General features: G+C 70.7%; 20 protein-coding genes. 5 read left to right on the top strand and 15 right to left on the bottom strand.

Features of this window, described 5'->3' with window-relative positions:
• Positions 1–5: 5 nt before the first annotated feature.
• The 6 genes from OHS16_RS26450 to OHS16_RS26420 all read right to left on the bottom strand — a co-directional run bounded on the left by OHS16_RS26450 (position 6) and on the right by OHS16_RS26420 (position 5,746).
• Complete coding sequence (locus OHS16_RS26450; RefSeq protein ID WP_328539751.1) at positions 6–1,202, bottom strand: acetylornithine transaminase; 1,197 nt, start codon at positions 1,200–1,202, stop codon at positions 6–8.
• Positions 1,199–2,125, bottom strand: a complete 927-nt coding sequence (gene argB / locus OHS16_RS26445; protein ID WP_328539750.1) for an acetylglutamate kinase — start codon at positions 2,123–2,125, stop codon at positions 1,199–1,201. The genes OHS16_RS26450 and argB overlap by 4 nt, the downstream gene beginning before the upstream one ends.
• Entirely contained in the window at positions 2,122–3,273 is a 1,152-nt protein-coding gene (gene argJ, locus OHS16_RS26440; RefSeq protein WP_328539749.1) for a bifunctional glutamate N-acetyltransferase/amino-acid acetyltransferase ArgJ, read from the bottom strand. Before argJ ends, argB begins: the two co-directional genes overlap by 4 nt.
• A gap of 109 nt (positions 3,274–3,382) precedes the next feature.
• A complete protein-coding gene (argC, locus tag OHS16_RS26435; RefSeq protein ID WP_328539748.1) occupies positions 3,383–4,411 on the bottom strand; it encodes an N-acetyl-gamma-glutamyl-phosphate reductase in 1,029 nt (342 codons plus the stop codon).
• Between the two features lie 340 nt (positions 4,412–4,751).
• Positions 4,752–5,165: a VOC family protein gene (locus OHS16_RS26425; protein ID WP_328539747.1), complete on the bottom strand. Its 414-nt coding sequence runs from the start codon at positions 5,163–5,165 to the stop codon at positions 4,752–4,754.
• Positions 5,162–5,746, bottom strand: coding sequence for a dihydrofolate reductase family protein (locus OHS16_RS26420; protein WP_328539746.1), 585 nt, complete (start codon positions 5,744–5,746; stop codon positions 5,162–5,164). The genes OHS16_RS26425 and OHS16_RS26420 overlap by 4 nt, the downstream gene beginning before the upstream one ends.
• A 717-nt stretch (positions 5,747–6,463) precedes the next feature.
• Here OHS16_RS26420 and rox point away from each other — a divergent pair.
• From rox to OHS16_RS26405, 3 genes are all read left to right on the top strand, one after another.
• Positions 6,464–7,993 (top strand): rifampin monooxygenase, encoded by a 1,530-nt coding sequence (gene rox / locus OHS16_RS26415; RefSeq protein ID WP_328539745.1) that lies wholly within the window; start codon positions 6,464–6,466, stop codon positions 7,991–7,993.
• A gap of 102 nt (positions 7,994–8,095) precedes the next feature.
• Positions 8,096–8,908, top strand: a complete 813-nt coding sequence (locus OHS16_RS26410; protein ID WP_328539744.1) for an SAM-dependent methyltransferase — start codon at positions 8,096–8,098, stop codon at positions 8,906–8,908.
• A gap of 83 nt (positions 8,909–8,991) precedes the next feature.
• Positions 8,992–9,441, top strand: coding sequence for a DUF6314 family protein (locus tag OHS16_RS26405; RefSeq protein WP_328539743.1), 450 nt, complete (start codon positions 8,992–8,994; stop codon positions 9,439–9,441).
• Positions 9,442–9,532: 91 nt separating this feature from the next.
• Here the strand turns inward: OHS16_RS26405 and OHS16_RS26400 are convergent, their stop codons facing one another.
• Together OHS16_RS26400 and OHS16_RS26395 are read right to left on the bottom strand one after the other, a co-directional pair.
• Entirely contained in the window at positions 9,533–10,108 is a 576-nt protein-coding gene (locus OHS16_RS26400) for a histidine phosphatase family protein (RefSeq protein WP_328539742.1), read from the bottom strand.
• 87 nt (positions 10,109–10,195) lie between these two features.
• Positions 10,196–11,632, bottom strand: coding sequence for an aminotransferase-like domain-containing protein (locus OHS16_RS26395; protein WP_328539741.1), 1,437 nt, complete (start codon positions 11,630–11,632; stop codon positions 10,196–10,198).
• Between OHS16_RS26395 and OHS16_RS26390 the strand changes: the two genes are divergently transcribed.
• Both OHS16_RS26390 and OHS16_RS26385 read left to right on the top strand, forming a co-directional pair.
• Entirely contained in the window at positions 11,631–12,533 is a 903-nt protein-coding gene (locus tag OHS16_RS26390) for a DMT family transporter (protein ID WP_328539740.1), read from the top strand. The genes OHS16_RS26395 and OHS16_RS26390 overlap by 2 nt on opposite strands.
• 142 nt (positions 12,534–12,675) lie before the next feature.
• Complete coding sequence (locus OHS16_RS26385) at positions 12,676–13,536, top strand: 3-hydroxybutyryl-CoA dehydrogenase (RefSeq protein WP_328539739.1); 861 nt, start codon at positions 12,676–12,678, stop codon at positions 13,534–13,536.
• A gap of 60 nt (positions 13,537–13,596) precedes the next feature.
• Here OHS16_RS26385 and OHS16_RS26380 read toward each other — a convergent pair whose 3' ends face one another.
• From OHS16_RS26380 to OHS16_RS26350, 7 genes are all read right to left on the bottom strand, one after another.
• Positions 13,597–14,127 (bottom strand): NUDIX domain-containing protein, encoded by a 531-nt coding sequence (locus OHS16_RS26380; RefSeq protein WP_328539738.1) that lies wholly within the window; start codon positions 14,125–14,127, stop codon positions 13,597–13,599.
• A gap of 51 nt (positions 14,128–14,178) precedes the next feature.
• A complete protein-coding gene (locus OHS16_RS26375) occupies positions 14,179–15,519 on the bottom strand; it encodes a transcriptional regulator (RefSeq protein WP_328539737.1) in 1,341 nt (446 codons plus the stop codon).
• A 134-nt stretch (positions 15,520–15,653) separates the two neighbouring features.
• A complete protein-coding gene (locus OHS16_RS26370) occupies positions 15,654–16,814 on the bottom strand; it encodes a PP2C family protein-serine/threonine phosphatase (RefSeq protein WP_328539736.1) in 1,161 nt (386 codons plus the stop codon).
• 231 nt (positions 16,815–17,045) lie between these two features.
• Positions 17,046–19,571, bottom strand: a complete 2,526-nt coding sequence (gene pheT / locus OHS16_RS26365) for a phenylalanine--tRNA ligase subunit beta (protein ID WP_328539735.1) — start codon at positions 19,569–19,571, stop codon at positions 17,046–17,048.
• Positions 19,571–20,698 carry a phenylalanine--tRNA ligase subunit alpha gene (gene pheS / locus OHS16_RS26360; protein ID WP_328539734.1) on the bottom strand — a complete coding sequence of 376 codons (1,128 nt, stop codon included), beginning with the start codon at positions 20,696–20,698 and terminating at the stop codon, positions 19,571–19,573. Before pheS ends, pheT begins: the two co-directional genes overlap by 1 nt.
• 122 nt (positions 20,699–20,820) lie before the next feature.
• Positions 20,821–21,945: a sensor histidine kinase gene (locus tag OHS16_RS26355; RefSeq protein ID WP_328539733.1), complete on the bottom strand. Its 1,125-nt coding sequence runs from the start codon at positions 21,943–21,945 to the stop codon at positions 20,821–20,823.
• A 54-nt stretch (positions 21,946–21,999) separates the two neighbouring features.
• On the bottom strand, positions 22,000–22,857 hold the full coding sequence (locus OHS16_RS26350; RefSeq protein WP_328539732.1) for a TrmH family RNA methyltransferase: 858 nt from the start codon (positions 22,855–22,857) through the stop codon (positions 22,000–22,002).
• Between the last annotated feature and the right edge of the window lie 87 nt (positions 22,858–22,944).

Here is a 22,944-nt window from a genome sequence, read left to right as displayed (position 1 = left end):
TCGCCTCATTCTGCGGATCGCTCTTCCCCGTTCGCCCGGTCGAGGACGCCCGGCAGCGCCTGGAGGAACGCGTCCACCTCGTTGTCGCCGATGATCAGCGGCGGCATCAGCCGTACGACATCGGGGGCGGGCGAGTTCACCAGGAAACCGGCGTCCTGAGCCGCCTGCTGCAGCTGCGCCGCGCGGGGCTCGGTGAGCACGATACCCAGCAGCAGACCGGCACCGCGGACGTGCCCGACCAACGGGTGCCCCAGCGACTCGATTCCCTCCCGCAGCTTCTCCCCGATGCGCTTCACCCGGTCGAGGATTCCGTCGGCGGCGATCGTGTCCAGGACCGCGAGTCCGGCAGCGCAGGCGACCGGATTGCCGCCGAAGGTGGTGCCGTGCTGACCGGGGCGGAGCAGTTCGGCCGCCGGGCCGAAAGCGACGGCAGCGCCGAGCGGAAGTCCCCCGCCCAGGCCCTTGGCCAGCGTGACGACATCGGGTTCCACACCATCGTGTGCCTGGTACTCGAACCACTGGCCGGTGCGGCCGATGCCGGTCTGGACCTCGTCGAGCACCAGCAGTGTGCCGGTGGCACGGGTGATCTCGCGGGCGGCCCGGAGATAGTCCCGGGGCGGGACCACGACGCCGCTCTCCCCCTGGATCGGCTCGATGATCACGAAAGCGGTGTTCTCGGTGACGACCGCGCGCAGTGCGTCCGCGTCGCCGTAGGGAACGTGGGTGACCACTCCGGGCAGCGGCTCGAAGCCGTTCTGCTTTCCGGGCTGCCCGGTGAGCGACAGCGCCCCCATGGTGCGGCCGTGGAACGCCCCCTGGGTGGCGACCATATGGGTGCGCCCGGTCAGCCGGCCGATCTTGAAGGCGGCTTCGTTCGCCTCCGCGCCCGAGTTGGCGAAGTACACGCGTCCCGGGCGGTCGAAGAGCTGGAGCAGCCGTTCGGCGAGCGCGATGGGCGGCTCGGCGATGAAGAGGTTGGACACATGACCCAGTGAGGCGATCTGCCGCGAGACCGCGTCGACGACCGCCGGATGGGCGTGGCCGAGCGCGTTGACCGCGATACCGCCGACGAAGTCGGTGTAGGCCGTGCCGTCGGCGTCCCTGACGGTCGCGCCGGAGCCGCTCACGAGTGAGAGCTTCGGGACGCCGTAGTTGTCCATCAGCGCGCCCTGCCAGCGCTGTGCGAGTTCCTGGTGGGTCATGACTCCCCCTCGGTGGCGGTCTCGGTGTCGGTCTCTTCGCTGTCGGGCACGACCATCGTGCCGATGCCCTCGTCGGTGAAGATCTCCAGCAGGATCGAGTGCTGGACCCGCCCGTCGATCACGCGAGCGGTGGTGACACCGTTCCGTACGGCGAACAGGCAGCCCTCCATCTTGGGGACCATTCCGCTGGCGAGCTCGGGCAGCAGCATCTCCAACTGCTTCGCGGTGAGCCTGCTGATGACGTCGTCGCTGTGGGGCCAGTCCTCGTAGAGTCCCTCGACATCGGTCAGCACCATCAGGGTCTCGGCGTTCAGCGCGGCGGCCAGCGCAGCCGCGGCGGTGTCGGCGTTGACGTTGAAGACATGGTTGTCGTGAGCGCTGCGGGCGATGGACGAGATGACCGGGATACGGCCGTCGTCGAGCAGCGCCTGGATCGCGCCGGTGTCGATCCCGGTGATCTCGCCGACCCTGCCGATGTCCACGGACCTGCCGTCGATCTGCGGGAAGTGCTGTACCGCTGTGATGGTGTGCGCGTCCTCGCCGGTCATTCCCACGGCGAACGGGCCGTGCTGGTTGAGCAGTCCGACCAGTTCTCGCTGGACCTGGCCGGCGAGGACCATCCGTACGACGTCCATCGCCTCGGGTGTCGTCACCCGCAGCCCGGCCTTGAACTCGCTGACCAGGCCGTGCCGGTCGAGCTGGGCGCTGATCTGCGGACCGCCGCCGTGCACCACGACCGGCTTGAGACCGGCGTGCCGCAGGAAGACGACGTCCTGCGCGAACGCGGCCTTCAGGTCCTCGTCGACCATGGCGTTGCCGCCGAACTTGATGACGACGGTCTTGCCGTGATGACGCGTCAGCCAGGGCAGGGCCTCGATGAGAGTCTGCGCCTTGGGCAGTGCGGTGTGCTTACGAGTGCTCATGAGCTGTACGCGCTGTTCTCGTGGACGTAGTCGGCGGTCAGATCGTTGGCCCAGATCACGGCGGACTCGCTGCCCGCAGCGAGGTCAGCGGTGATCTTCACCTCGCGGTACCGCATGTCGACGAGGTCGCGGTCCTCGCCCACCGAACCGTTCTTGCAGACCCAGACGCCGTTGATGGCGACACTGAGCGCGTCGGGCTCGAACGCGGCCGCGGTGGTGCCGATCGCGGAGAGCACCCGGCCCCAGTTCGGGTCCTCCCCGTGGATGGCGCACTTGAGGAGATTGTTGCGGGCGATGGAGCGGCCGACCTCGACTGCGTCGTCCTCGGACGCGGCGTTGACGACCTCGATACGGATGTCCTTGCTCGCGCCCTCCGCGTCGCCGATCAGCTGGCGGGCGAGGTCGTCGCAGACCGTACGGACCGCTTCGGCGAACTCCTCGTGGCCGGGCGTCACTTCGGACGCACCCGAGGCGAGCAGCAGCACCGTGTCGTTGGTGGACATGCAGCCGTCGGAGTCGACTCGGTCGAACGTGGTGCGGGTGGCCGAGCGCAGCGCCCTGTCGAGCGTCCCGCTCTCCAGGTCGGCGTCCGTGGTGAGGACGACCAGCATGGTGGCGAGGCCGGGGGCGAGCATGCCCGCACCCTTGGCCATCCCGCCGACGCTCCAGCCTTCGCCGCCCGCGACGGCGGTCTTGTGCACGGTGTCGGTGGTCTTGATGGCGATGGCCGCCTTCTCCCCACCGTGCGCGGAGAGTTCGCCGGCGGCCTGCTCGATGCCCGGCAGCAGCTTGTCCATCGGCAGCAGCAGCCCGATGAGCCCGGTCGACGCGACGGCGACCTCCCCCGCGTTCTGTCCCAGGACCTCGGCCGCCTTCTCTGCTGTGGCGTGGGTGTCCTGGAAGCCCTTGGGGCCGGTACAGGCGTTGGCGCCGCCGGAGTTGAGGACGACGGCGCCCACGACTCCGCCCTTGAGGACCTGCTCCGACCAGAGAACGGGCGCCGCCTTGACGCGGTTGGACGTGAAGACGCCCGCGGCGGCCAGCCGGGGTCCGTTGTTGACCACGAGGGCCAGATCCGGGCCGCCGCTCTCCTTGATTCCGGCGGCGATGCCCGCTGCCGTGAACCCCTTGGCTGCCGTGACGCTCACTGAATCTCCTCGTTCGCCCCGCCGGTCCGGCGGCTCGTGTCACTGTCGGTCACTCCGCCCAGCGGTGTGCTTGGGCCCGCCCCCGGTGCGGCGGCCGCTTGCCTGTCGCTCACGGGGCCACCCCGACCGTGGAGAGCCCGGTGTCCTCGGGAAGCCCGAGGGCGATGTTCATGCTCTGCAGGGCGCCGCCCGCGGTGCCCTTGGCGAGATTGTCGATGGCGCTGATCGCGATGATCCGGCCCGCCGCCGCGTCATGGGCGACCTGGATCTGTACGGCGTTGGAGCCGTACACCGACGCCGTCGCCGGCCACTGCCCCTCGGGCAGCAGCTCCACGAACGGCTCGTCGGCGAAGGCCTTCTCGTACGCGGCGCGCACGGTCTCCGCGGTAACCCCCGGCTTCGCCCTGGCACTGCAGGTGGCGAGAATGCCGCGGGGCATCGGGGCGAGCGTCGGCGTGAAGGACACCGTGACCGGGCCGCCCGCTGCCGCGCTGAGGTTCTGGATCATCTCCGGGGTGTGCCGGTGACCGCCGCCGACGCCGTAGGGGGACATGCTGCCCATGACCTCGGAGCCCAGCAGACGCGGCGTGGCGGACTTGCCCGCTCCTGAGGTGCCGGAGGCCGCGACGATCACCGCTTCCGGCTCGGCGAGGCCGGCGGCGTACGCCGGGAAGAGGGCGAGCGACACGGCCGTGGGGTAGCACCCCGGCACCGCGATGCGCTTGGTACCGGCGAGCGCTGCGCGCCCTCCGGGCAGCTCGGGCAGGCCGTACGGCCAGGTACCGGCGTGCGGCGAGCCGTAGAACCTCTCCCAGTCGCCGGCGTCCCTCAGCCGGAAATCGGCTCCCATGTCGACAACCAGCACATCGTCACCGAGCTGCTCGGCCACGGCTGCGGACTGCCCGTGCGGCAACGCCAGAAAGACCACATCATGGCCGGAGAGCACCTCGGCGGTGGTCGGCCGGAGCACCCGGCCGGCCAGCGGACGCAGATGGGGCTGCAGCGTGCCGAGCGGCTGCCCGGCGTTGGAGTTGCCGGTCAGGGCGCCGATCTCGACATCCGGGTGGGCCAGCAACAGACGCAGCACCTCGCCGCCGGCGTATCCACTTGCCCCTGCCACTGCTGCACGTACCGCCACCGGAACCCTCCTCGTCGATGGCATGACTATACGCTCGCATGCAGTTTTATGCAACGAATCGGTGCGGGGCGGGCAGCCGCGCGAGGTCGAGCGGCCGGGGTGGGCCGTCCGGCGCGCTCCGCGTCGCCGCGTCGCCGGCGCCGGACCACCGCGCCCGTAGGACCGCCGACCACGCCTGCTGGTCCCCGATCCTGGACAGCGTGTGCAGCGCCCGGCTCCTTGCTCGCACACGCTCCGAACGGACTTCGCGGAGCAGTTCGGGAAGTGTCATGGGCACCGGGCGGCGCGTCGCGCCGCGGCCGCACCGACGGGTGTCGTCACTCCACTCACTTTGACTGCCTCAGGAGAAGTCTGCTGCGGTGATGCCGTCAGGATGTCCGGACGGCCATTCCACCAACTCGATCCGGTAGCCGTCCGGGTCCGTGAGCCACGATGTCTTCGGGCCATGAGGGCCGCCCGGATACTGGACAGGCTCCGGCTCCAGGCCGGATCCGGCCAGGGTCTCCAGGACGGTGACGAGTGTTTCCACCTGGATCGCGAGATGGTCGAACCCGTTGCCCACGTCGATGCGTCCGTGGCCCGGACGGTGGACCAGTTCGAGCGAGGCCGCCGGTTCGCCGGGGAACTGCAGGATCGCAAGGCGAGCACCGTCACCGCCTTCGACTCTGCCCAGTTCGACGTAGCCCAAGGCGGTGTAGAAACCGAGCGAGCGGTCCAGATCGGTAACGCGGTACGCGACGAAGAGCGTCTTCATGAGGCCTTCCCGGATTGGTGCACCCGGTAGCGGAGGTGCGTGACGTCTCGATCGTCGAGCCGGCGGACGAGGTCGAGTTCAATGTGCTCACTACCGAGATGCTCGAACAGCCGTCGGCCGCTGCCGAGAATGACCTGGACCAGATGGATCTCCATCTCGTCGATCTGCCCGGCTCGGAGAAGGGCTTGGGCCGCTCCCGCTCCGTGGACCATGACCGGCCGGTCACCGGCTGCCATGCGAGCCTGACGGGCGCAGTCCGCGACATCGGTGACGAATCGCGCGTGGCCCGGTGGCACGTCCCCGTCATCCTCGTGGTGGGTGAGGACGAAGATCGGGACGCCGTCGTGATGGTCGCCCTGCCAGCGCCCGGCGAGTTCGAATGTCCGACGTCCGGAGATCACTGCGCCGGTTGCCAGCGCTTCGCGGTAGACCTGTCCACTGGGCCCGTCGGAGCCCCGGTCGTCGAGCCAGTTGAAGAGCCGCCCACCGTTGCGTCCGAGCTCCTGGCCCGGCCGATCGTCCGGTCCGGCGATATAGCCGTCGAGGGACATCGACATGTACAGCCGAATCGGAGTGTTCATCCTGGCCTCCATCTCTCCTCCTCCATGACACCGGGATCCACCGGCTTCCCGCCCCGCCGGCCGGGCGGGATGTCGCAAGGAAGACTGCAGTCAGCCGGAGAACTCATCGGCCTGGGGGTCAGCTGAGATAGTTCAGGCTCTGCGTGGCCCTCCGGGCGTTCGACGAGGTGGCCGCGTTCGAAGCGGGCTCCGGCGCGGACGAGGGCGATCAGGTGGGGTGCGTTCACGGCCCGCCGGCGGGAATGGGCGGACCACCGTGGGATCGGCCGCGCTCTAGACGACGCCCTGCCGCAGCCGGTACGGAACCGCTCGCTCCGCGGCAGCGCCGTCTGCCGGTGGGCGGGGCCTCCGGCAGCGCCGTACGGTTCGTCACCGCTTCGGGAGGAGCTCGTCCGTCCACGGCGGAGGAGAAATGACAAAGGCAAGGAGTTACCCACTCCTTGCCATATTCAAGGTATAGCGAACCGGGGGGCTTGCGGCAAGGCCCGGGTCGTGGGCCAGAATCATCCGTCAGGGCCGGAACCCGCGCATATAACCGACTCGCGGAGTTCGTCCGGTGATGTCGGCTCAGGGGCTCGCGGGGAACGCCGCGTCGGCGGTGGGACTCGCCGTGCGACGGCGGGGCTCGGCGCTGCGCTGCGGGTGTGCGCGCCGGCCGACTGCGCGGAGCCGGGGCCGGCTCCGGCCGGAATCCAGTCTCGTTGAGGGGGCGTCTTCATGTTTGACGTGATCGTGGTCGGCGGCGGACCGACCGGCTTGATGCTGGCCGGCGAGTTGCGGCTGGCCGGAGTACACGTGCTCGTGCTGGAGAAGCTCACCGAGCCATCCCGGCAGTCGCGCGGGCGCGGTATGCACGCGCGCAGCGTCGAGGTGATGGACCAGCGCGGTCTGCTGGACCGGTTCCTCGCGGTCAGTGAGAAGTTCCAGGCCGGCGGATTCTTCGGCGGCATCCACAAACCGTGGCCCGGCCTGCTGGACACGGCCCACCCGTACGGCCTCACCACCCCGCAGGCCGTCACCGAGCAGCTGCTCACCGAGCATGCCCTCGAACTCGGCGCCGAGATCCGGCGCGGCTGCGAGGTGGTCGGGCTGAGCCAGGACGAGGACGGGGTGAGCGTCGAGCTGGCCGATGGGGGTACCCCCGCCGGCGGCGGTGTGGGCGGCGGTGTGGGCGGCGGGCAAGGCACACATCTGCGATCGCGCTACCTGGTCGGCTGCGACGGCGGCCGCAGCACGGTGCGCAAGCTCCTCGGCGTCGGCTTCCCCGGCGAGCCCGCCACGGCCGAGACGCTGCTGGGCGACATGGAGGTGACCGAGGATCCGGCGACGATCGCCGCCGTCGTCGAGGAGGTCCGCACGACGCAACTGCGCTTCGGAGTCGTCCCCGAGGCGGACGGGACCGCGATGTGCCGCATCGTCGTGCCCGCCGACGGGGTGGCCGAGGACCGCACGACCGCGCCGACTCTTGACGAGTTCAAGAAGCAGCTTCGGACCTTCGCGGGCACCGACTTCGGCGCGCACTCACCGCGATGGCTGTCCCGGTTCGGTGACGCCACCCGGCAGGCCGAGCACTACCGGGAAGGACGGGTGCTGCTGGCCGGCGACGCGGCGCACATCCATCCGCCCGTCGGCGGGCAGGGGCTCGGCCTCGGCGTGCAGGACGCGTTCAACCTCGGCTGGAAGCTGGCCGCCGAGGTCAACGGCTGGGCACCGGGCGGGCTGCTGGACAGCTACCACACCGAACGCCACCCGGTGGCCGCCCGCGTGCTGGACAACGCCCGCGCGCAGACCACGCTGATGGGAACCGATCCGGGTGCGATCGCCCTGCGGGAGCTGTTCTCGAAGCTGATGGACTTCGAGGAGGTGAACCGGTATGTGACGGGAATGGTCACCGCGGTCGAGATCCGCTACGACTTCGGCGGAAACCACGAACTGCTGGGCCGGCGAATGCGGGACGTGAGGCTGAAGCGGGGGCGCCTCTACGAGTTGCTGCACGGCGGCCGCGGGCTGCTCCTCGACACGACCGGCCGGCTCTCGGTGGCGGGCTGGGCGGACCGGGTCGACCACGTCGTCGACGCCAGCGAGGAACTGGACGTGGCTGCCGTGCTGTTGCGGCCGGACGGCCACGTGGCATGGGCCGGTGAGGATCAGCAGGACCTGCTCAGCCGGCTGCCGCAGTGGTTCGGCGCCGCTGATCCGGCCGGCGGTCGCCGGTCCGGTGTTCCACCACGGACCGGCGGTCAGTAGCCTCGTGCACTGCGCCCCGCACCCGGCGCCGGGCGCGACACCGCCCGGCGAACTCAGCCCGCCGGTGCGTCACTCGACCTGCCGGCCTGGAGGCATCGAACCATGACCGACCGACCGTCCTGGGCCCCTCAGGACATCGATATCACCAAGCCCAGCGCCTCCCGGATCTACGACTACTTTCTCGGCGGCTCGCACAACTTCGAGGTCGACAGGCAGGCCGCCGCCGCCGCGCTCCGGGCGATGCCGGGTGTCCCCGCGATCAGCCAGGCCAACCGGGCCGTGATGCACCGCGCGATCCGTTACGCACTGGACCTCGGCATCACCCAGTTCCTGGACATCGGATCCGGCATTCCCACCTTCGGCAGCAGCCATGAGGTCGCCCAGAAGGCCGACCCGCGGGCGCGCGTGGTCTATGTCGACAACGACCCCGTGGCGTTCGCCCACAGCCGCGCCGTGCTGGACGGTAACGAGAACGCTGCGGTCGCCGCCGCGGACCTGCGCGATCCGCAGTCCGTCCTCGGCCACCCGGAGACCCGGCGGCTGCTGGACCTCGGCAGGCCGATCGCCCTGCTGCTCGTGGCCGTGGTGCATTTCCTGTCCGACGCGGACCGTCCCGCGGAGGTCATCGCCACCCTGCGGGACGCACTGGCACCCGGCAGCATCATGGTCATCACCCACGCCACGCTGGAACACGGCCCCACCCCGACCGGCCAGCGTGCCGTTCAGGAGGTCTACCAGCGCACCAGTACCCCGCTGATCATGCGCAGCGCCGGCGAACTCGAGCCCTTCTTCGCCGGTTTCGACATCATCGAGCCCGGCATCGTCCCGCTGCCGTACTGGCGGCCGGACGTGCCCGGCGACGACCACGATCCGGCCGTACTCCACGGCCTGGCCGGAGTAGGGCTCAAAGCCTGACCGCGGACCGGAGCCGGGGCGGCGGCCCAGCGCTCCGGCAGCCCCCGGTAGGCTCTGCGGGACCCGCCCGAGGAGCCCTGCCGATGTATCCCGTGCCCGATGTCCTGGCCTATCTGGCAGGTGCCTGGCGGGTCGAGCGGACCGTGCGGGACCTGTCAGGTGAATCGGACGGCTGTTTCACGGGACGCACGGACTTCGAGCCGCTGGACGGCGGCGGACTGCTGCATCACGAGTCCGGCACCTTCGTCTGGCAGGGCGTGGCCCGGCCCGCCGGGCGCATCCTGCGCTTCCTTCCCGCGCAGCCCGGTGAGGACGGTGGGACCGGCACCTCACAGGTGCAATTCGCTGACGGACGGTTCTTCCACGGTCTGGACCTGCGCTCCGGACACCACATCGCCGACCACCCCTGCGGCGCGGACCTCTACCGGGGTGAGTTCGAGGCCTGGGGTCCCGACGGCTGGCGCAGTATCTGGCGTGTCGGAGGACCGGCCAAGCAGTTGCTGCTGACCACGGAGTACACCCGCGAGCGGTAGAGCACGGCACGCGGGCGGGACCGGGCAGCCGTTCGCCTCCGGATCCTCGTAGGCCCCTGAGGCCGGGGCCGGCCGCGCCCCGGCCTCCGGGTCAGCGCATACCGGTGTCGAGCCGCAGGCTCCAGCGGCCCGGCGTTCCGGTCAGCGTCACCGTGGAGAGTGGACGGACGTCGACGTTCCAGTAGGCGGAGGGGGGCGCCTTGAGGGCGTACACCAGGGCCGCACGGACAACCGCGGGCTCGGCGACCGCGACGATCGAACCCTCGACGGCGGGGCGGGTCTCCAGCCAGCCGCCCACCCGGGAGATGAACTCCAGCAGGGACTCGCCCCCGTGCGGGGCCGCGCGGGGGTCGGCGAGCCACGCGTCGACGGCCGCGGGCTCACGTGCCGTGACCTCGGCCAGCGTGAAACCCCGCCAGCGGCCCATGTCGCAGTCGCTCAGTGCAGGCTGGGCGAGCGGCGCGTATCCCAGGGCATCTCCGGTGGCACGACTGCGGGTGGTGGGCGAGCAGTAACGGAGCTCCGCGGCGGCCAGCGGCACCAGGACACTCGCCGAGAGCTGCACCTCGTGCCAGCCGACCTGGTCGAGTGGCCGGTCGTCGTCGAATCGCTCGGCGAGCCGGGAGGAACTGCGCGCAGCGGTGACCAGCGTGACGCGAACGCTCATGGCGGTGATCGTGCGGCGGAAAGCGCCCCGGGTCAAGAGGCCGGTCACGACCTCACAGGTGCGGCACCGCCGCACGACCGGTACCGGTCAACCGAGCACGGTGTCGCACGCCTCGCGCAACCGTCGCACCCCTTCGCCGATCTCTTCGGTACCGGCCACTCCGGCGAAACTCAGCCGCAGGTGCGGCGCCGGCGGCTCGGCGGAGAAGTAGGGACGCCCCGGCGCGACGGCGACACCTGCTCTGAGGGCGGCGGCGACCACGGCGCGCTCGTCCGTTCCATCGGGGAGGCGCAGCCAGAGGTGGTAGCCACCGGTGGGGATGTGCGGGAGCGCCAGTTCCGGGAGGTCACGCCGGAGGGCGGCGGCCAGCGCGTCCCTGCGGTCCCTCAACTCGACTGCCACGGAACGCAGATGGCGGCTCCAGGCAGGCGATCCGACCAGTTCGAGGGTGGCTTCCTGGAGCGGGCGGGGAACGAAGAAGCTCTCGACGACCTGGATGGCGCGCAGCCGCTCGAGGACCGGGCCCCGAGCAGCCAGCCCGCCGACCCGCAGGCTCGGCGATGTGGCCTTGGTCAGCGAGCAGACATGAACGACCACCCCGTCCCGGTCGTCGGTCGCCAGTGGTCTGGGCAGCGGGCCCGCGTCCTGGTGGACCAGACGGCGCACGAAGTCGTCCTCCACGACGAACGCTCCCGCCTCCCGGGCGATGCGCAGCACGTCGGGACGCCGGGCCGCGCTGAGCACCGCTCCGGTCGGGTTCTGGAAGAGCGGCTGGCACACGAAGACACCTGCCCCGGTCGCCCTGAAGGCCGCTGCGAGCAGTTCCGGGCGCACACCGTCGGAGTCGACCGGCACGGGCACCGGCCGCAGGCCCGCCGCCCGGGCGATGGCGAGCATCCCCGGATAGGTGGGCGATTCGACGAGGACCGGGGCGCCCGGCGGGGCGAGGGCCCGCAGTGCGGTGGTCAGGGCGCTCTGGCCGCCCGCGGTGACCAGCACCTCCGCCGCGGTGACCGGACCTCCGATACCGCGCGCGAACCACTCGCGCAGCTCCGGGAGCCCGTCGACGGGCGGCCGGCCCCAGGCACCCGGTCTGCGCCCGGCCCTGGCGAGGGCGGCCGACATGGCCTGCTCGGGCTGGAGCGAGGAGTGGAGATAGCCGCTGTTGAACTCGATGACGCCGGGTGCGGGCGCCGCGAGCGTGACCAGGACCCCCGAGGCGTCCACCGCGCGAGGCACCGCGTCGGTGGCCCCGTCCGCGCTGAGCGCGACCTCCTGCCATGAGGTGTCGCCGGGTGCCGGAGCGTTACTGGGGGGCTGTGCGCGGAAGGCGCCGGCCCCCGGCCTGGTCTCCACCAGACCTTCGGCGGCCAACTGGGCGAGCGCGCGGGCGACCGTCACCGGGCTCACCCGGTAGCTCTCCACCATGGCCCGGCTCGACGGGAGCTTTCCATCGATCGGATAGCGGTCAAGCTCTGCCTTCAGCGATTTCACCAGCGCATCGACGCTGCTACCCTGGTTCATGACAGTACAGAATAGCGCTACCGTCGACACACGGATAGCAGTGAACAGCAGCGGCACCCTGCTGGCAGCGCTGGGCGTCGTCGCTTTTTCGCTCACCTTTCCCGCGACCGCCTGGGGTCTTGAGGGCTTCGGACCCTGGTCGCTGGTATCGGTGCGATGTGTACTCGCCGCTCTGATCGCGGGCGCCGCCCTGCTCGCCCTGCACGCCCCGGCGCCGGAGCGGCGTCACTGGACAGGTCTTGCCGTGGTGGCCTGCGGCGTGGTCGTGGGCTTTCCGCTGCTCACCACGCTGGCCCTGCAGACCTCGACCACCTCGCACGCGGCGGTGGTGGTGGGTCTGCTGCCGCTCACCACGGCGGCCCTCTCCGCGCTGCGGACCGGATCGAGGCCCTCGAGGACCTTCTGGATCTCCGCGCTGGCCGGAGCGGCCGTGGTGATCGCCTTCACCGTCCAGCAGTCCGGTGGCGCAGTTTCCGCCGGTGATCTGTATCTCTTCGCCGCACTGCTGGTCTGCGCGGCCGGCTACACGGAGGGGGGACGCCTCGCGCATGAGATGCCGGGCTGGCGGGTCATCGGCTGGGCACTGATCATCTGTCTGCCGTTGGCGATCCCGGCCGCGGTCATCGCGCTGACCCTCGAACCGGTGCATCCCACCGCGCACAGCATTGCCGGAATCGCCTGGGTGGCGGCCGGTTCGCAGTTTCTGGGACTTGTCGTGTGGTACCGGGGAATGGCCGGAATCGGCGTGGCGAGGGCCTCCCAGCTGCAACTGGGTCAACCGCTTCTGACACTGATCTGGTCCGTCCTGCTGCTCGGCGAGCGGCTGCCGGTGGCCGCTCCGGTGGCGGCCGTCGCGGTACTGGTATGCATCGCGGTCACTCAGCGATCAAGAACGCGATAGACAGATATCGCCCTTTGTGCCCGCTTTTTCATGATTCACCCGGGCCGTCATCCACGCGCAGGTCAGGAGTAACGTCTGGGGCCGGGGCGTGCGCCGGAACCATACGGGGGACTCGCCCGCGACGATCTGCGAAAGGCTGGATGTGACCGACATCGAACGCGTCGGAGTGGTGGGCTGCGGCCAGATGGGCGCAGGAATCGCCGAGGTGTGCGCCCGCAGCGGCCTTGAGGTGAAGGTCGCCGAGACCACGGGTGAGGCCCTGGAAATAGGACGTACGCGACTCCACAACTCTCTCTCGAAGGCCGCCGAGCGCGGCAAGATCACCGAGGAGGAGCGCGACGCGACGCTCGGCCGGCTGACGTTCACCACCGATCTCGGGGAGTTCGCCGACCGCGATCTCGTCATCGAGGCCGTCGTGGAGAACGAGCAGGTCAAGACCGAGATCTTCCAGGTACTCGACCAGGTGGTGACCCGGCAGGACGCGATCCTGGCCTCCAACACCTCGTCCATCCCCCTGGTGAAGCTGGCCGTCGCGACGTCGCGTCCCGACCAGGTCATCGGCATCCACTTCTTCAATCCCGCACCGGTGCAGCAGCTGGTCGAGCTGATCCCGGCGCTGACCACGTCCGACGAGACGGTGAAGCGCTCCGAGGAACTCGTCCAGGACATACTCGGCAAGCACGCCATCCGCGCCCAGGACCGCTCGGGCTTCGTGGTCAACGCCCTGCTCATCCCGTACCTGCTGTCCGCGATCCGGATGTTCGAGTCGGGTATCGCGAGCCGTGAGGACATCGACAACGGCATGGAGATGGGCTGTGCCCATCCGATGGGTCCGCTGAAGCTCACCGACCTGATCGGCCTGGACACGGTCGCATCGGTCGCCGACTCGATGTACGCGGAGTACAAGGAGCCACTGTACGCCGCTCCCCCGCTGCTGCAGCGCATGGTGGACGCGGGCAGGCTGGGCCGTAAGACGGCCTCGGGCTTCTACTCCTACGCCTGACGCGGTACGGGTGCGGGGCGTGCCGGCGCCGCCCCGCACCCGCTTCCCGGCGGACCGGGCTCAGCCCAGGCGCAGGTGGTGCAGCATCAGCAGCCCGGCCGCCATGTTCGCCGCGGGAACCTCACCCCGGGCGATCATGTCGGGGACCAGCTTGAGCGGAATCCACGCACGGCGCGATGACTCGAAGGCGTCCACCGGTTGCCCCGTGTAGGTGCCCAGGTCCGACCAGTAGAGATGATGCCGTGCGTCGGTGAGCCCGTTGGAGGGTTCGACGGTGAGCAGATGCCGGAGCGGACCGGGCCGCCAGCCCGTCTCCTCCTCCATCTCGCGGGCCGCAGCGGCTTCGATCGCCTCACCGTCCTCGACGACTCCCGCCGCGAGCTCCCAGCCCCAGCTGTCCGTGATGAACCGGTGCCGCCAGAGCAGCAGTACCTCATTGGCGTCGTTGACGACGGTGGCCACCGCCACAGGGCGCAGCCGGATCACGAAGTGGTCCAGATGGGCGCCGTCCGGGAGTTCGACATCCGCCAGATTCACCTGGAACCAGCGGTTCTTGTACACGTTTCGTTCGCTTAAGTTCATCCACTGCACAGTTCTGCCACCTTCCGACAAGTTGATGGCAACATCGCAGCAGTAGCGGGGTCAGAGGGGAACGCGCAGAGCCCCGTCGATGAGAGCGGCCGCCTCATCGGCCCTTCCGAAGCCGCTCTCCAGCAGATGACCGCGTACGGCCCTCAGCTGGTCCCGCAGCCGCTGAGACTCCATCCCCCTTGCCTGCACGGTCATTTCGACTGCGGTGGCGACCGCACGGTCGGCCTCCCCCTGCCGCAACTCGATCTGGGCGAGGGTCGCCAGCCGGTGCACCCGGCCCCGGTCGTGCGCCGGAGCGTCGGCCGCCGCGACGGCCTGCGCACGGGCGGCCGGCAGATCACCCAGTCTGAGCAGCGCCTCCGCGACCTGCACATTGACCAGACCCGGCTGGACGTAGCCGGTCTCGTCCGGCTCGGCGCCCGAGCTGATCCGACCGGCAGCCGCCTCGGCGCGCCGGATGCAGGACATCGCGCTGCTCGCGTCGCCGAGACACGCATACGCCTTGGCCTGCATCGCGTGGAGATCGGTCCCCAGCGCCGGGGTGAGCTCCCGGCCCGCTGCTCGCAGCGCCGCCTCCGCGAAGGCCACCGCCTGCCGGTATTCGCCCATGAACAGTGCCTGGTTGACGAGGAGCGCGACCACGTAGGCACCGAGCCCGCGGTCACCGCTGGCCTTGGCCAGGCGCAGTGCCTGGTGGAAGTAGCGCTGGGCGAGCCCCTGCGCATCGGAGTCGTAGGCACAGATACCCGCGATGGCCACCAAACCCCCTGCGGCCCGGAGCAGTTGACGCCCGGTGGCATCGCTGTAACTGCCGCGCAGCAGCGGCGCGGTCTCGAAGTTCAGGAATCTGACGACCCGGGCGCGGGTCGCGATACCCCCCGCCTTCCGGTACATCAGCTCATAGTGGGCGCGGGCCGCCCGCAGGGTCTCGGTGTCCGCGAGGCTGACCCGGGTCGGGCCGTCCCGCGAGACGTCGACGTCCTCGGGCGGGTTCTCCCACTCCCAGACCGGCAGCACCGCCGGGGTCCCCGTGACCGGCGCAGCGCCCAGTATGTGGGGGCGCTGCTGTTCGTCGGAGCGCCACAGCGCCGCCGCCCGCTCCATGAATCCGGAGAGGGGCGTGCCCTGCGACGGCGCAGGGCCATCCGGCACACCCAGACCCACGTCATCGAGAGTCAGCGTGCGGCGCAGTCTGGCGGCGAGCACCTCGCAGAGCAGATCGGGCACTTGGCCCCGCGGCCGCTGGCCCTTCAGCCACCGGGCGACGGCGGTGTGTTCGTATCGCAGCGACAAGCCGCGGGAGGCACCCGCACGATTGACCCGGGCAGCCAAACCGGCGTGGGACATGCCGGCCTCGTCGAGCAGCGCGTCGAGCAGGGTATTGGGCAGCATCAAGGCCCTCCGGTGGCTCGGTGGGGCTCAGCGTAATGGAGCGCCGTTCACACGGGGTGTGAACGGAGTGCTCGTACTGGGATGTTCACGCCACTGCCCCTGCGGGGCCCGTCGGCGATTGACTGAACTGCCTCTCAGGAGGCGGCCGGGCCGTCGGCTCCCCCTCGTACAGTGCGACGGCCCGCTCCCGGCGCCGTCCGTCCTGCCGGAACCGCCCGGCGCTCCGTGGCGGGACGGACGGCGCACATCGTGCCGGGCGGATCGGGCGTCCGGCAGCGGTCGTTGTGCAGCACGAGCAGCGCCACATCGTCGGTGAGCCGGCCACCGGTGTGGCGCAACAGCGCCCGGTGCACACCATGGATCACCGAAGCCGGCGAGATCGGCGAACCCCGTGCGGCATCGGACAGTGCCTCGTCCAGCCGGAAGAACCGCCCTGCGGCGTCCCGTGCGTCGGTGGCGCCGTCGGTGTGCAGGACAAGCGCCTCGCCCGGCAGCAGACGGGTACACCGGTGCGCGGCGACGCCGGCGGGCAGCGGGAAGGTACCCAGCGGTGGCAGCGGCTCCGCACCGGAGAGCTGCCGGGCGTCCCTGCCGAGCCGATAGGGCCACGGGTGCCCGCAGTTGACCGCGGACACCTCACCCTCGGCGTCGACTTCGAGGAGAAGTATGGTGACGAACTCCTCGGCGGAGGGATGGTCCGGCTCGGGGCCGCCCGCCGACGGATGCTCGGTGCGCGCCCGCTCCCGCAGGTGGCGTTCCAGCGCGCGCTCCAGCCGGCGTGCCACGCCCGCCAGTTCGGGCTCGTCATGGGCCGCCTCGCGGAAGCTGCCGAGCACCGCGGCCACCGCGCCGATGGCGCCAAGACCGTGCCCCCGAACATCCCCGATCACCAGCCGCACACCGTGAGCGGTCGACAGCGCCTCGTACAGATCGCCGCCCACCATCGCGCCACGTGACACCGAGAGCTGACCTGCCGCGACGGACAGTCCGTCGATCCGGGCGGGCAGCGGACGCAGCAGCACCCGTTGGGCCGCGTAGGCGACCTCGCGGACCTGCCGCAGTTCCCTCAGCGGACCCATGCGCACCCCCGCGAGTACGCAGCCGGTCAGCGCGAGCAGTACGCCGCAGAACAGGAGCCGAGGAGCGATCGCGCCGTCGCTGACCGGCGGGGAGATCAGCTCCCAGCCGACCACGACCAGAAGCCAGAGCCCGGGGAGGCCGAGGACGACCGTCCCGCGCCACACCCTCGTACGGATCGCGGCCCGCGCACGGACCGCGGCCTTCGCACGGATCATGACGTCAGCCCCCTCGAGTTCTGATCGGGCGGGTCGATATCGGGCGGACCGATTCTGTCGGCCCTTCGCACCCGTTGGCGGACATCACCTGCGCTTCTCACCCGAACGAGTGATCAGAGGTCCCGATCCCCGAGTGCCGGGAGCGGCCGTCCGTGCGTCAACAGCCGAGGGGCATGCCCGGAGATCCGGACATGCCCCTCGGACGGCCACCGCTACGAGCGGTCGCGGTGCTCACGCGCCGCGCAGCACCGCCCCCGTGCGCTCGGCCGCGAGCGCCACCGCGGCGTCGCGTGCCGCTGTGGCCTCGTCGACCGTCAGGGTGCGGTCGCCCGCACGGAAACGCAGCGCATAGGCCAGGGACTTGTTGCCCTCACCGATCTGCTCACCGGTGAAGACATCGAAAAGCCGCAGCGATTCGAGGAGTTCACCCGCCCCTTCACGCAGCGCGGCCTCCACGTCGGCGGCCCGCACACCGGCCGCCACGACCAGCGCGACGTCCTGGGTGGCCACCGGGAACGCGGAGATACGCGGGGCGACGAGCGGAGCGGTCCCCTGCTCCAGCACATCGAGCTCGAGCTCCATCGCGCAGGTGCGCTCCGGCAGATGGAGCGCCTTGATCGCACGCGGATGCAGCTCACCGGCGTGACCGGCGAGAACCTCCTGGCCGTCCACCGTGACGTACAGCGCGGCGCAGCGCCCCGGGTGCCACGGCTCGTGCCGGTCGCCGCGGACGGTCAGCTCGACGCCGGCCTCGCGGGCCACCGTACGGGCCGACTCGACGGCGTCCGCCCAGTCGGCCGGGCGGCCCTTGCCCCACCAGCCGGACTGCTCGCGGGCCCCGGCCAGGACAGTGGCGACCCGGCGCGGCTGACGCGGCAGCGTGGCGTTGATCCCGGCGATCTCCTCGTCGGTGGGACGGCGGTCGACGGGCAGCCGCGCGGCGGTGTGCTCATGACCGGTGGGCCTGAAGACCAGACCGGTCTCGAAGAGCGCCAGGTCGTGCGACCCGCGTCCGGCATTGCGCCGCAGCGCACCGAGCAGACCCGGCAGCAGCGAGGTGCGCAGCGCCGGCTCCTCGTCGGAGAGCGGGTTGACCAGCGTGACCGCGGTGCGGCGTGCGTCGTCGGCGGGGAGACCGAGCTGGTCGAGCACCGCCTGGCCCATGAACGGGTAGTTCAGGGCTTCGACGAAGCCGGCTCCGGCGAGCGCACGGCCGGTCCTGCGGTGCAGCCGCTGCCGGTCGGTGAGCCCGCGGCCGGCCGGTGGCTTCGGCAGGGTCGAGGGGAGGTTCTCGTACCCCTCGAGCCGGATGACCTCTTCGGCCAGGTCGTTGGGGTAGGCGAGGTCCGGACGCCAGGACGGCACGGTGACCACCAGCTCGTCCTGCCCGTACACATCACAGCCGACCTGCTGGAGGCGGCGGACGACGGTCTCACGGCCGTACCGCACGCCGGCCACCCGGTCGGGGTGATCGGCCGGCATCGAGATGGAGCGCGGCGCGGTCGGTGCGATGACCTCGGTGACGCCGGCCTCGGCGGTGCCGCCCGCGAGCAGCACCAGGAGGTCCACGGTCCGCTGGGCAGCGGCCGAAGCGGCCTCCGGGTCGACTCCGCGTTCGAAGCGCTTGGACGCCTCGGACGGCAGCCTGTGCCGGCGGGCTGTCCGCGAGATGGAGAGCGCGTCGAAGTGCGCGGCCTCGATGACGACATCGGTGGTACCGCTGACCCGGCCGGTGCCGGGGTCCGCCGTGGCGTCGGCGATCTCGGTGTTGGCACCGCCCATCACGCCCGCGAGGCCGATCGGTCCGCGATTGTCCGTGATGACGAGGTCCTCGGCGTCGAGAACGCGCGCCGTGCCGTCGAGGGTGGTGAACTTCTCGCCCTGCGCCGCCCTGCGCACACCGATCGGGCCGTCGATCCGGGTGCGGTCGTAGGCGTGCAGCGGCTGGCCGAGCTCCAGCATCACGTAGTTGGTGATGTCGACGGCGAGTGAAACCGGCCGCATCCCGGCCTTCTGCAGCCTGCGCTGCAGCCAGACCGGCGTACGGGCCTCGGGGTCGAGCCCGGTGACGGTACGCGCGGTGAAACGGTCGCAGCCCCGCGGGTCGGCGATCTTCACCGGGTAGCCGTGCGCATTCGGCGCGGGGACATCGAGCAACGCCGGGTCACTCAGCGGCAGCCCGTAGGCGACGGCCGTCTCCCGTGCGACTCCGCGGATGGAGAGGGCGTATCCGCGGTCGGGTGTGACGGCGATGTCCAGGACCTCGTCCACCAGCTCGAGCAGCTCGATCGCGTCGGTGCCTGTTTCATGGCCGGGAGGCAGCACGATGATGCCGTGCGAACCGTCGTCGCCCATGCCCAGCTCGTCGCCGGAGCAGATCATGCCGTGCGATGTCCTGCCGTACGTCTTGCGTGCGGCGATGGCGAAGTCGCCGGGCAGCACCGCGCCCGGCAGGACCACCACGACGTGGTCGCCGACCGCGAAGTTGCGGGCACCGCAGACGATCTCCTGCGGCTCGCCGGTGCCGTTGGCCGTACCGACGTCAACGGTGCAGAAGCGGATGGGCTTCTTGAAGCCCTCCAGCTCCTCGATGGTGAGTACCTGTCCGACGACCAGTGGGCCCTTGAGGCCGGCGCCGATCTGCTCGACCGTTTCGACCTCGAGGCCGACGCCGACCAGCTTGGCCTGAACGTCACGGCCGGTCTCGGTGGCGGGGAGATCGACGTACTCCCGCAGCCAGGAAAGCGGGACCCGCATCAGATCTCCATCCCGAACGGCCGGGTGAAACGGATGTCACCCTCGACCATGTCTCGCATGTCTTCGACGTTGTGGCGGAACATCAGCATCCGTTCGATGCCGAACCCGAAGGCGAATCCGCTGTACTTCTGCGGGTCGACACCACAGGCGGTCAGCACCTTGGGGTTGACCATGCCGCAGCCGCCCAGCTCGATCCAGCCCTCGCTCGAGCAGGTGCGGCAGGGTCGGTCGGGATTGCCCACCGAGGCGCCGCGGCAGACATAGCACTGCATGTCCATCTCGGCGGACGGCTCGGTGAACGGGAAGTAGTTCGGGCGCAGCCGGGTGGTCATGTCCTGCCCGAAGAGCGCCTGCACCATGTGGTCCAAGGTGCCCTTGAGGTCGGCCATGGTCAGGCCCTCGTCCACGGCGAGCAGCTCGATCTGGTGGAAGACCGGGGTGTGCGTGGCGTCCAGCTCGTCGGTGCGGTAGACCCGCCCCGGGCAGACCACGTAGACGGGGGGCTCACGGTCGAGCAGCGTGCGGGCCTGGACGGGCGAGGTGTGCGTACGCAGCACGACACCGGACTCGTCACCCTCCGTGCCCTCGGGGCCCTGGACGAAGAAGGTGTCCTGCATCTGCCGGGCGGGGTGGTCGGGCGTGAAGTTCAGGGCGTCGAAGTTGAACCACTCCGCCTCGACCTCCGGGCCCTCCGCGATCTCGTAGCCCATGGCGACGAAGATGTCGGCGACCCGTTCCATGAACGTGGTCAGCGGGTGGCGGGCGCCGGCCGGCGTGCGGTCGTAGGGCAGTGTGACGTCCACCGCCTCCTCGACCAGGACCCGCTCGTCGCGCTCGGCCTCCAGCTCCGCCTGCCGGGCCGCGAGGGCCTTGTTCACGGCGCCGCGTGCCATGCCCACGCGCTTGCCCGCGTCGGCCTTGGCCTGCGGAGGCAGCGCACCGATCTCGCGGTTGGCGAGCGCCAGCGGCGAGGTGCCCCCGGTGTGTGCGGTCTTCGCGTGTGCGAGCGCGTCGAGGTCGCCCGCGGCGGCGAAGGCGGCCAGCGCCTCGCTCCGCATGCGCTCGATCTCTTCCGGTTTCAGTGCCTCGACCTCAACAGGGTCGTACGACTTGTTCGGTGCCGACATCTCTTCCCGTACTTCCGATTGCTGGCTGAGGCGACCTGCTCGCCGACAGCGACGTCAAGGACGCAAACGTGCCACGTGCCGAGTCTAAAGGCCGCGCGGAGGCGAAGAAGCCCGCGGGCTGCTCAGGAGAGGTAGGCCGGAGCGCCGACGGGCAGAATAAATCGGAACTCTGCGCCGCCGCAGGGCCCCCGGCCGACCGTGATCGTCCCGCCGTGCGCCTCGACGATCCCCTTGACGATGTAGAGGCCGAGCCCGGTCCCGCCACGCTTGCTGCCCCGCCAGAAACGGGTGAAGACGCGGCTCATCGACTCCTCGGGAATGCCGGGGCCCTCGTCGGTCACCGTGACGCCCGTTCCCTTCTCGTCGTTCTTCGCGGAGGCTGCGGACACCTCGATCGTGACGGTTCCCTCGCCGTGGCGCACCGCATTTTCCAGCAGGTTGCCGAGGACCTGGTCGATCTTGTCGGGATCCGCCCAGAGGTCGGGCAGCGGCTGCTGGATACGGACCAGGAAGCGGTCCGGGTCCTGCCCCGAAGCGGTGTGCCCCTGGATGTGCCGTCCGACGGCCGCCACGACGTCGACCGGCTGGCGGCGCAGCTCGAGGCGACCCGAGTCGATGCGCGAGATGTCGAGCAGTTCGGCGATCAGCCGGGTGACGCGGTTGGCGTCGGCGTCGACGGTCTCCAGCATCAGCCGCTTCTGGTCGTCCGTGAACCGTTCCCACTTGGCCAGCAGGGTCGCGGTGAAGCCCTTGACCGAGGTCAGCGGGGAGCGCAGTTCGTGCGCGACCGTGGCTATCAGCTCGGCGTGGCTGCGTTCGGTGCGCCGGCGCGCCTCGGTGCCCCGGATGGAAACCACCAGCCGGCGCACCGGGCCTGTGGGGTGCTCGCGTATGTACCGCGCGGAGACCAGCACCTCGCGGCCGCCGGGCAGGAGCAGATTGCGCTCGGGCTGGCCGTACCGGATGGCGAGCCCGCCGTACGGGTCGGTCAGCGTCCACCAGCGGCGGCCCTTGAGGTCCTCGAGCGGCAGCGCCTGCTCCAGCGGGGAGCCGAGAGCTGCGGCCCTGGGCACGGCGGTGATCCGTGCGGCTGCCGAGTTGAAGCAGATGACCGTGCCCCGTTCGTCGGCCACGACCAGACCGTCGGGGAGGTCCTCGGGGTCGACCCCGCCGTCCCCGGCCCAGCCCGCACCGCTCAGCAGGGATCCATGTCCCTGCGATGACGCACCGCCCGCTGGCACAGCCATCCCCGCACCCCACCTCTCCGAATACCGCAGTGGGCCCCCGAACTCGTCACCCTACTAGGTGGAGGTGACGGAGCGGCACCCTCCGGAAGCGCGCTGCGCACGTGCCGAAGCGTAGAGACATACGGCTGCGGCCGTCGCGAGGTTCAGACTCTCGGCCCGGCCGTGGATCGGGACGCGCACCACGGCGTCGGCGAGCGCCCGGGTCTCCTCGGGCAGCCCCCAGGCCTCGTTGCCGAAGATCCAGGCGCTCGGCCCGCCCATGGTCCCGGCGTCGAGCTCCGCGTCGAGGTCGTCATCGCCCGCGCCGTCCGCGGCGAGGATCCGTACCCCCGCCGCCTTCAGACCGGCGACCGCCTGCTCGACCGGAACACCGACGGCAACCGGCAGATGGAAGTGCGAACCCACCGACGCCCGTACGGATTTGGGGTTGTAGAGGTCGACGGACGCGTCGGTGAGGACGACCGCGTCGGCCCCCGCCGCGTCGGCACAGCGCAGTACGGTGCCGGCGTTGCCGGGGTCGCGGACATGGGCGAGCACCGCCACCAGCCGGGGCCGGGCGCTGAGGATTTCCTCGAAGGGGGAGTCCAGGAAGCGGCAGACACCCACCAGCCCCTGGGGGGTGATGGTCTGGGAGAGCCCGGCGAGCACCTCGTCACCGGCCAGGTGGATCCGTGCCCCGGCCTCCCGTGCGGCCCGGATGATGTCGGCGTACCGTTCGGCGGCATCGACCGTGGCGAACAGCTCGGTCAGGGTCGGCTCGCCGCCCGACCGGTGGACCACCGCTTCCCGCACGGCCTGGGGGCCCTCGGCGATGAACCGGCGTTCCCTGGTGCGGAAATTGCGCCGGGCCAGCCTCCTGGCGGCGGCGACGCGCGGGGAACGCGGGGAGATCAGCTCGGCGGGGGTGCCCATGGTCGGCGTTTCACCTTACGTGCGTACGGATCTGCGGAACTACAGAACACAGCGGACCCGCAGACGGTGTCCGTCTGCGGGTCCTCC

Origin of the sequence: Streptomyces sp. NBC_00344, assembly GCF_036088315.1 — a bacterium.
In the GTDB taxonomy this organism is placed as follows: domain Bacteria; phylum Actinomycetota; class Actinomycetes; order Streptomycetales; family Streptomycetaceae; genus Streptomyces.
The sequence above is the reverse complement of the archived record's forward strand: the minus strand, read 5'-3'. Positions and strand labels throughout refer to the sequence as shown.

What these genes read in the sequence shown, in the direction of transcription:
- OHS16_RS26450 (WP_328539751.1), bottom strand. Translation starts at nt 1,202, where the DNA reads ATGACCCACCAGGAACTCGCACAGCGCTGGCAGGGCGCGCTGATGGAC.
- argB (WP_328539750.1), bottom strand. Translation starts at nt 2,125, where the DNA reads ATGAGCACTCGTAAGCACACCGCACTGCCCAAGGCGCAGACTCTCATC.
- OHS16_RS26425 (WP_328539747.1), bottom strand. Translation starts at nt 5,165, where the DNA reads ATGAAGACGCTCTTCGTCGCGTACCGCGTTACCGATCTGGACCGCTCG.
- OHS16_RS26420 (WP_328539746.1), bottom strand. Translation starts at nt 5,746, where the DNA reads ATGAACACTCCGATTCGGCTGTACATGTCGATGTCCCTCGACGGCTAT.
- rox (WP_328539745.1), top strand. Translation starts at nt 6,464, where the DNA reads ATGTTTGACGTGATCGTGGTCGGCGGCGGACCGACCGGCTTGATGCTG.
- OHS16_RS26410 (WP_328539744.1), top strand. Translation starts at nt 8,096, where the DNA reads ATGACCGACCGACCGTCCTGGGCCCCTCAGGACATCGATATCACCAAG.
- OHS16_RS26405 (WP_328539743.1), top strand. Translation starts at nt 8,992, where the DNA reads ATGTATCCCGTGCCCGATGTCCTGGCCTATCTGGCAGGTGCCTGGCGG.
- OHS16_RS26400 (WP_328539742.1), bottom strand. Translation starts at nt 10,108, where the DNA reads ATGAGCGTTCGCGTCACGCTGGTCACCGCTGCGCGCAGTTCCTCCCGG.
- OHS16_RS26390 (WP_328539740.1), top strand. Translation starts at nt 11,631, where the DNA reads ATGACAGTACAGAATAGCGCTACCGTCGACACACGGATAGCAGTGAAC.
- OHS16_RS26395 (WP_328539741.1), bottom strand. Translation starts at nt 11,632, where the DNA reads ATGAACCAGGGTAGCAGCGTCGATGCGCTGGTGAAATCGCTGAAGGCA.
- OHS16_RS26375 (WP_328539737.1), bottom strand. Translation starts at nt 15,519, where the DNA reads ATGCTGCCCAATACCCTGCTCGACGCGCTGCTCGACGAGGCCGGCATG.
- OHS16_RS26370 (WP_328539736.1), bottom strand. Translation starts at nt 16,814, where the DNA reads ATGATCCGTGCGAAGGCCGCGGTCCGTGCGCGGGCCGCGATCCGTACG.
- pheT (WP_328539735.1), bottom strand. Translation starts at nt 19,571, where the DNA reads ATGCGGGTCCCGCTTTCCTGGCTGCGGGAGTACGTCGATCTCCCCGCC.
- pheS (WP_328539734.1), bottom strand. Translation starts at nt 20,698, where the DNA reads ATGTCGGCACCGAACAAGTCGTACGACCCTGTTGAGGTCGAGGCACTG.
- OHS16_RS26355 (WP_328539733.1), bottom strand. Translation starts at nt 21,945, where the DNA reads ATGGCTGTGCCAGCGGGCGGTGCGTCATCGCAGGGACATGGATCCCTG.
- OHS16_RS26350 (WP_328539732.1), bottom strand. Translation starts at nt 22,857, where the DNA reads ATGGGCACCCCCGCCGAGCTGATCTCCCCGCGTTCCCCGCGCGTCGCC.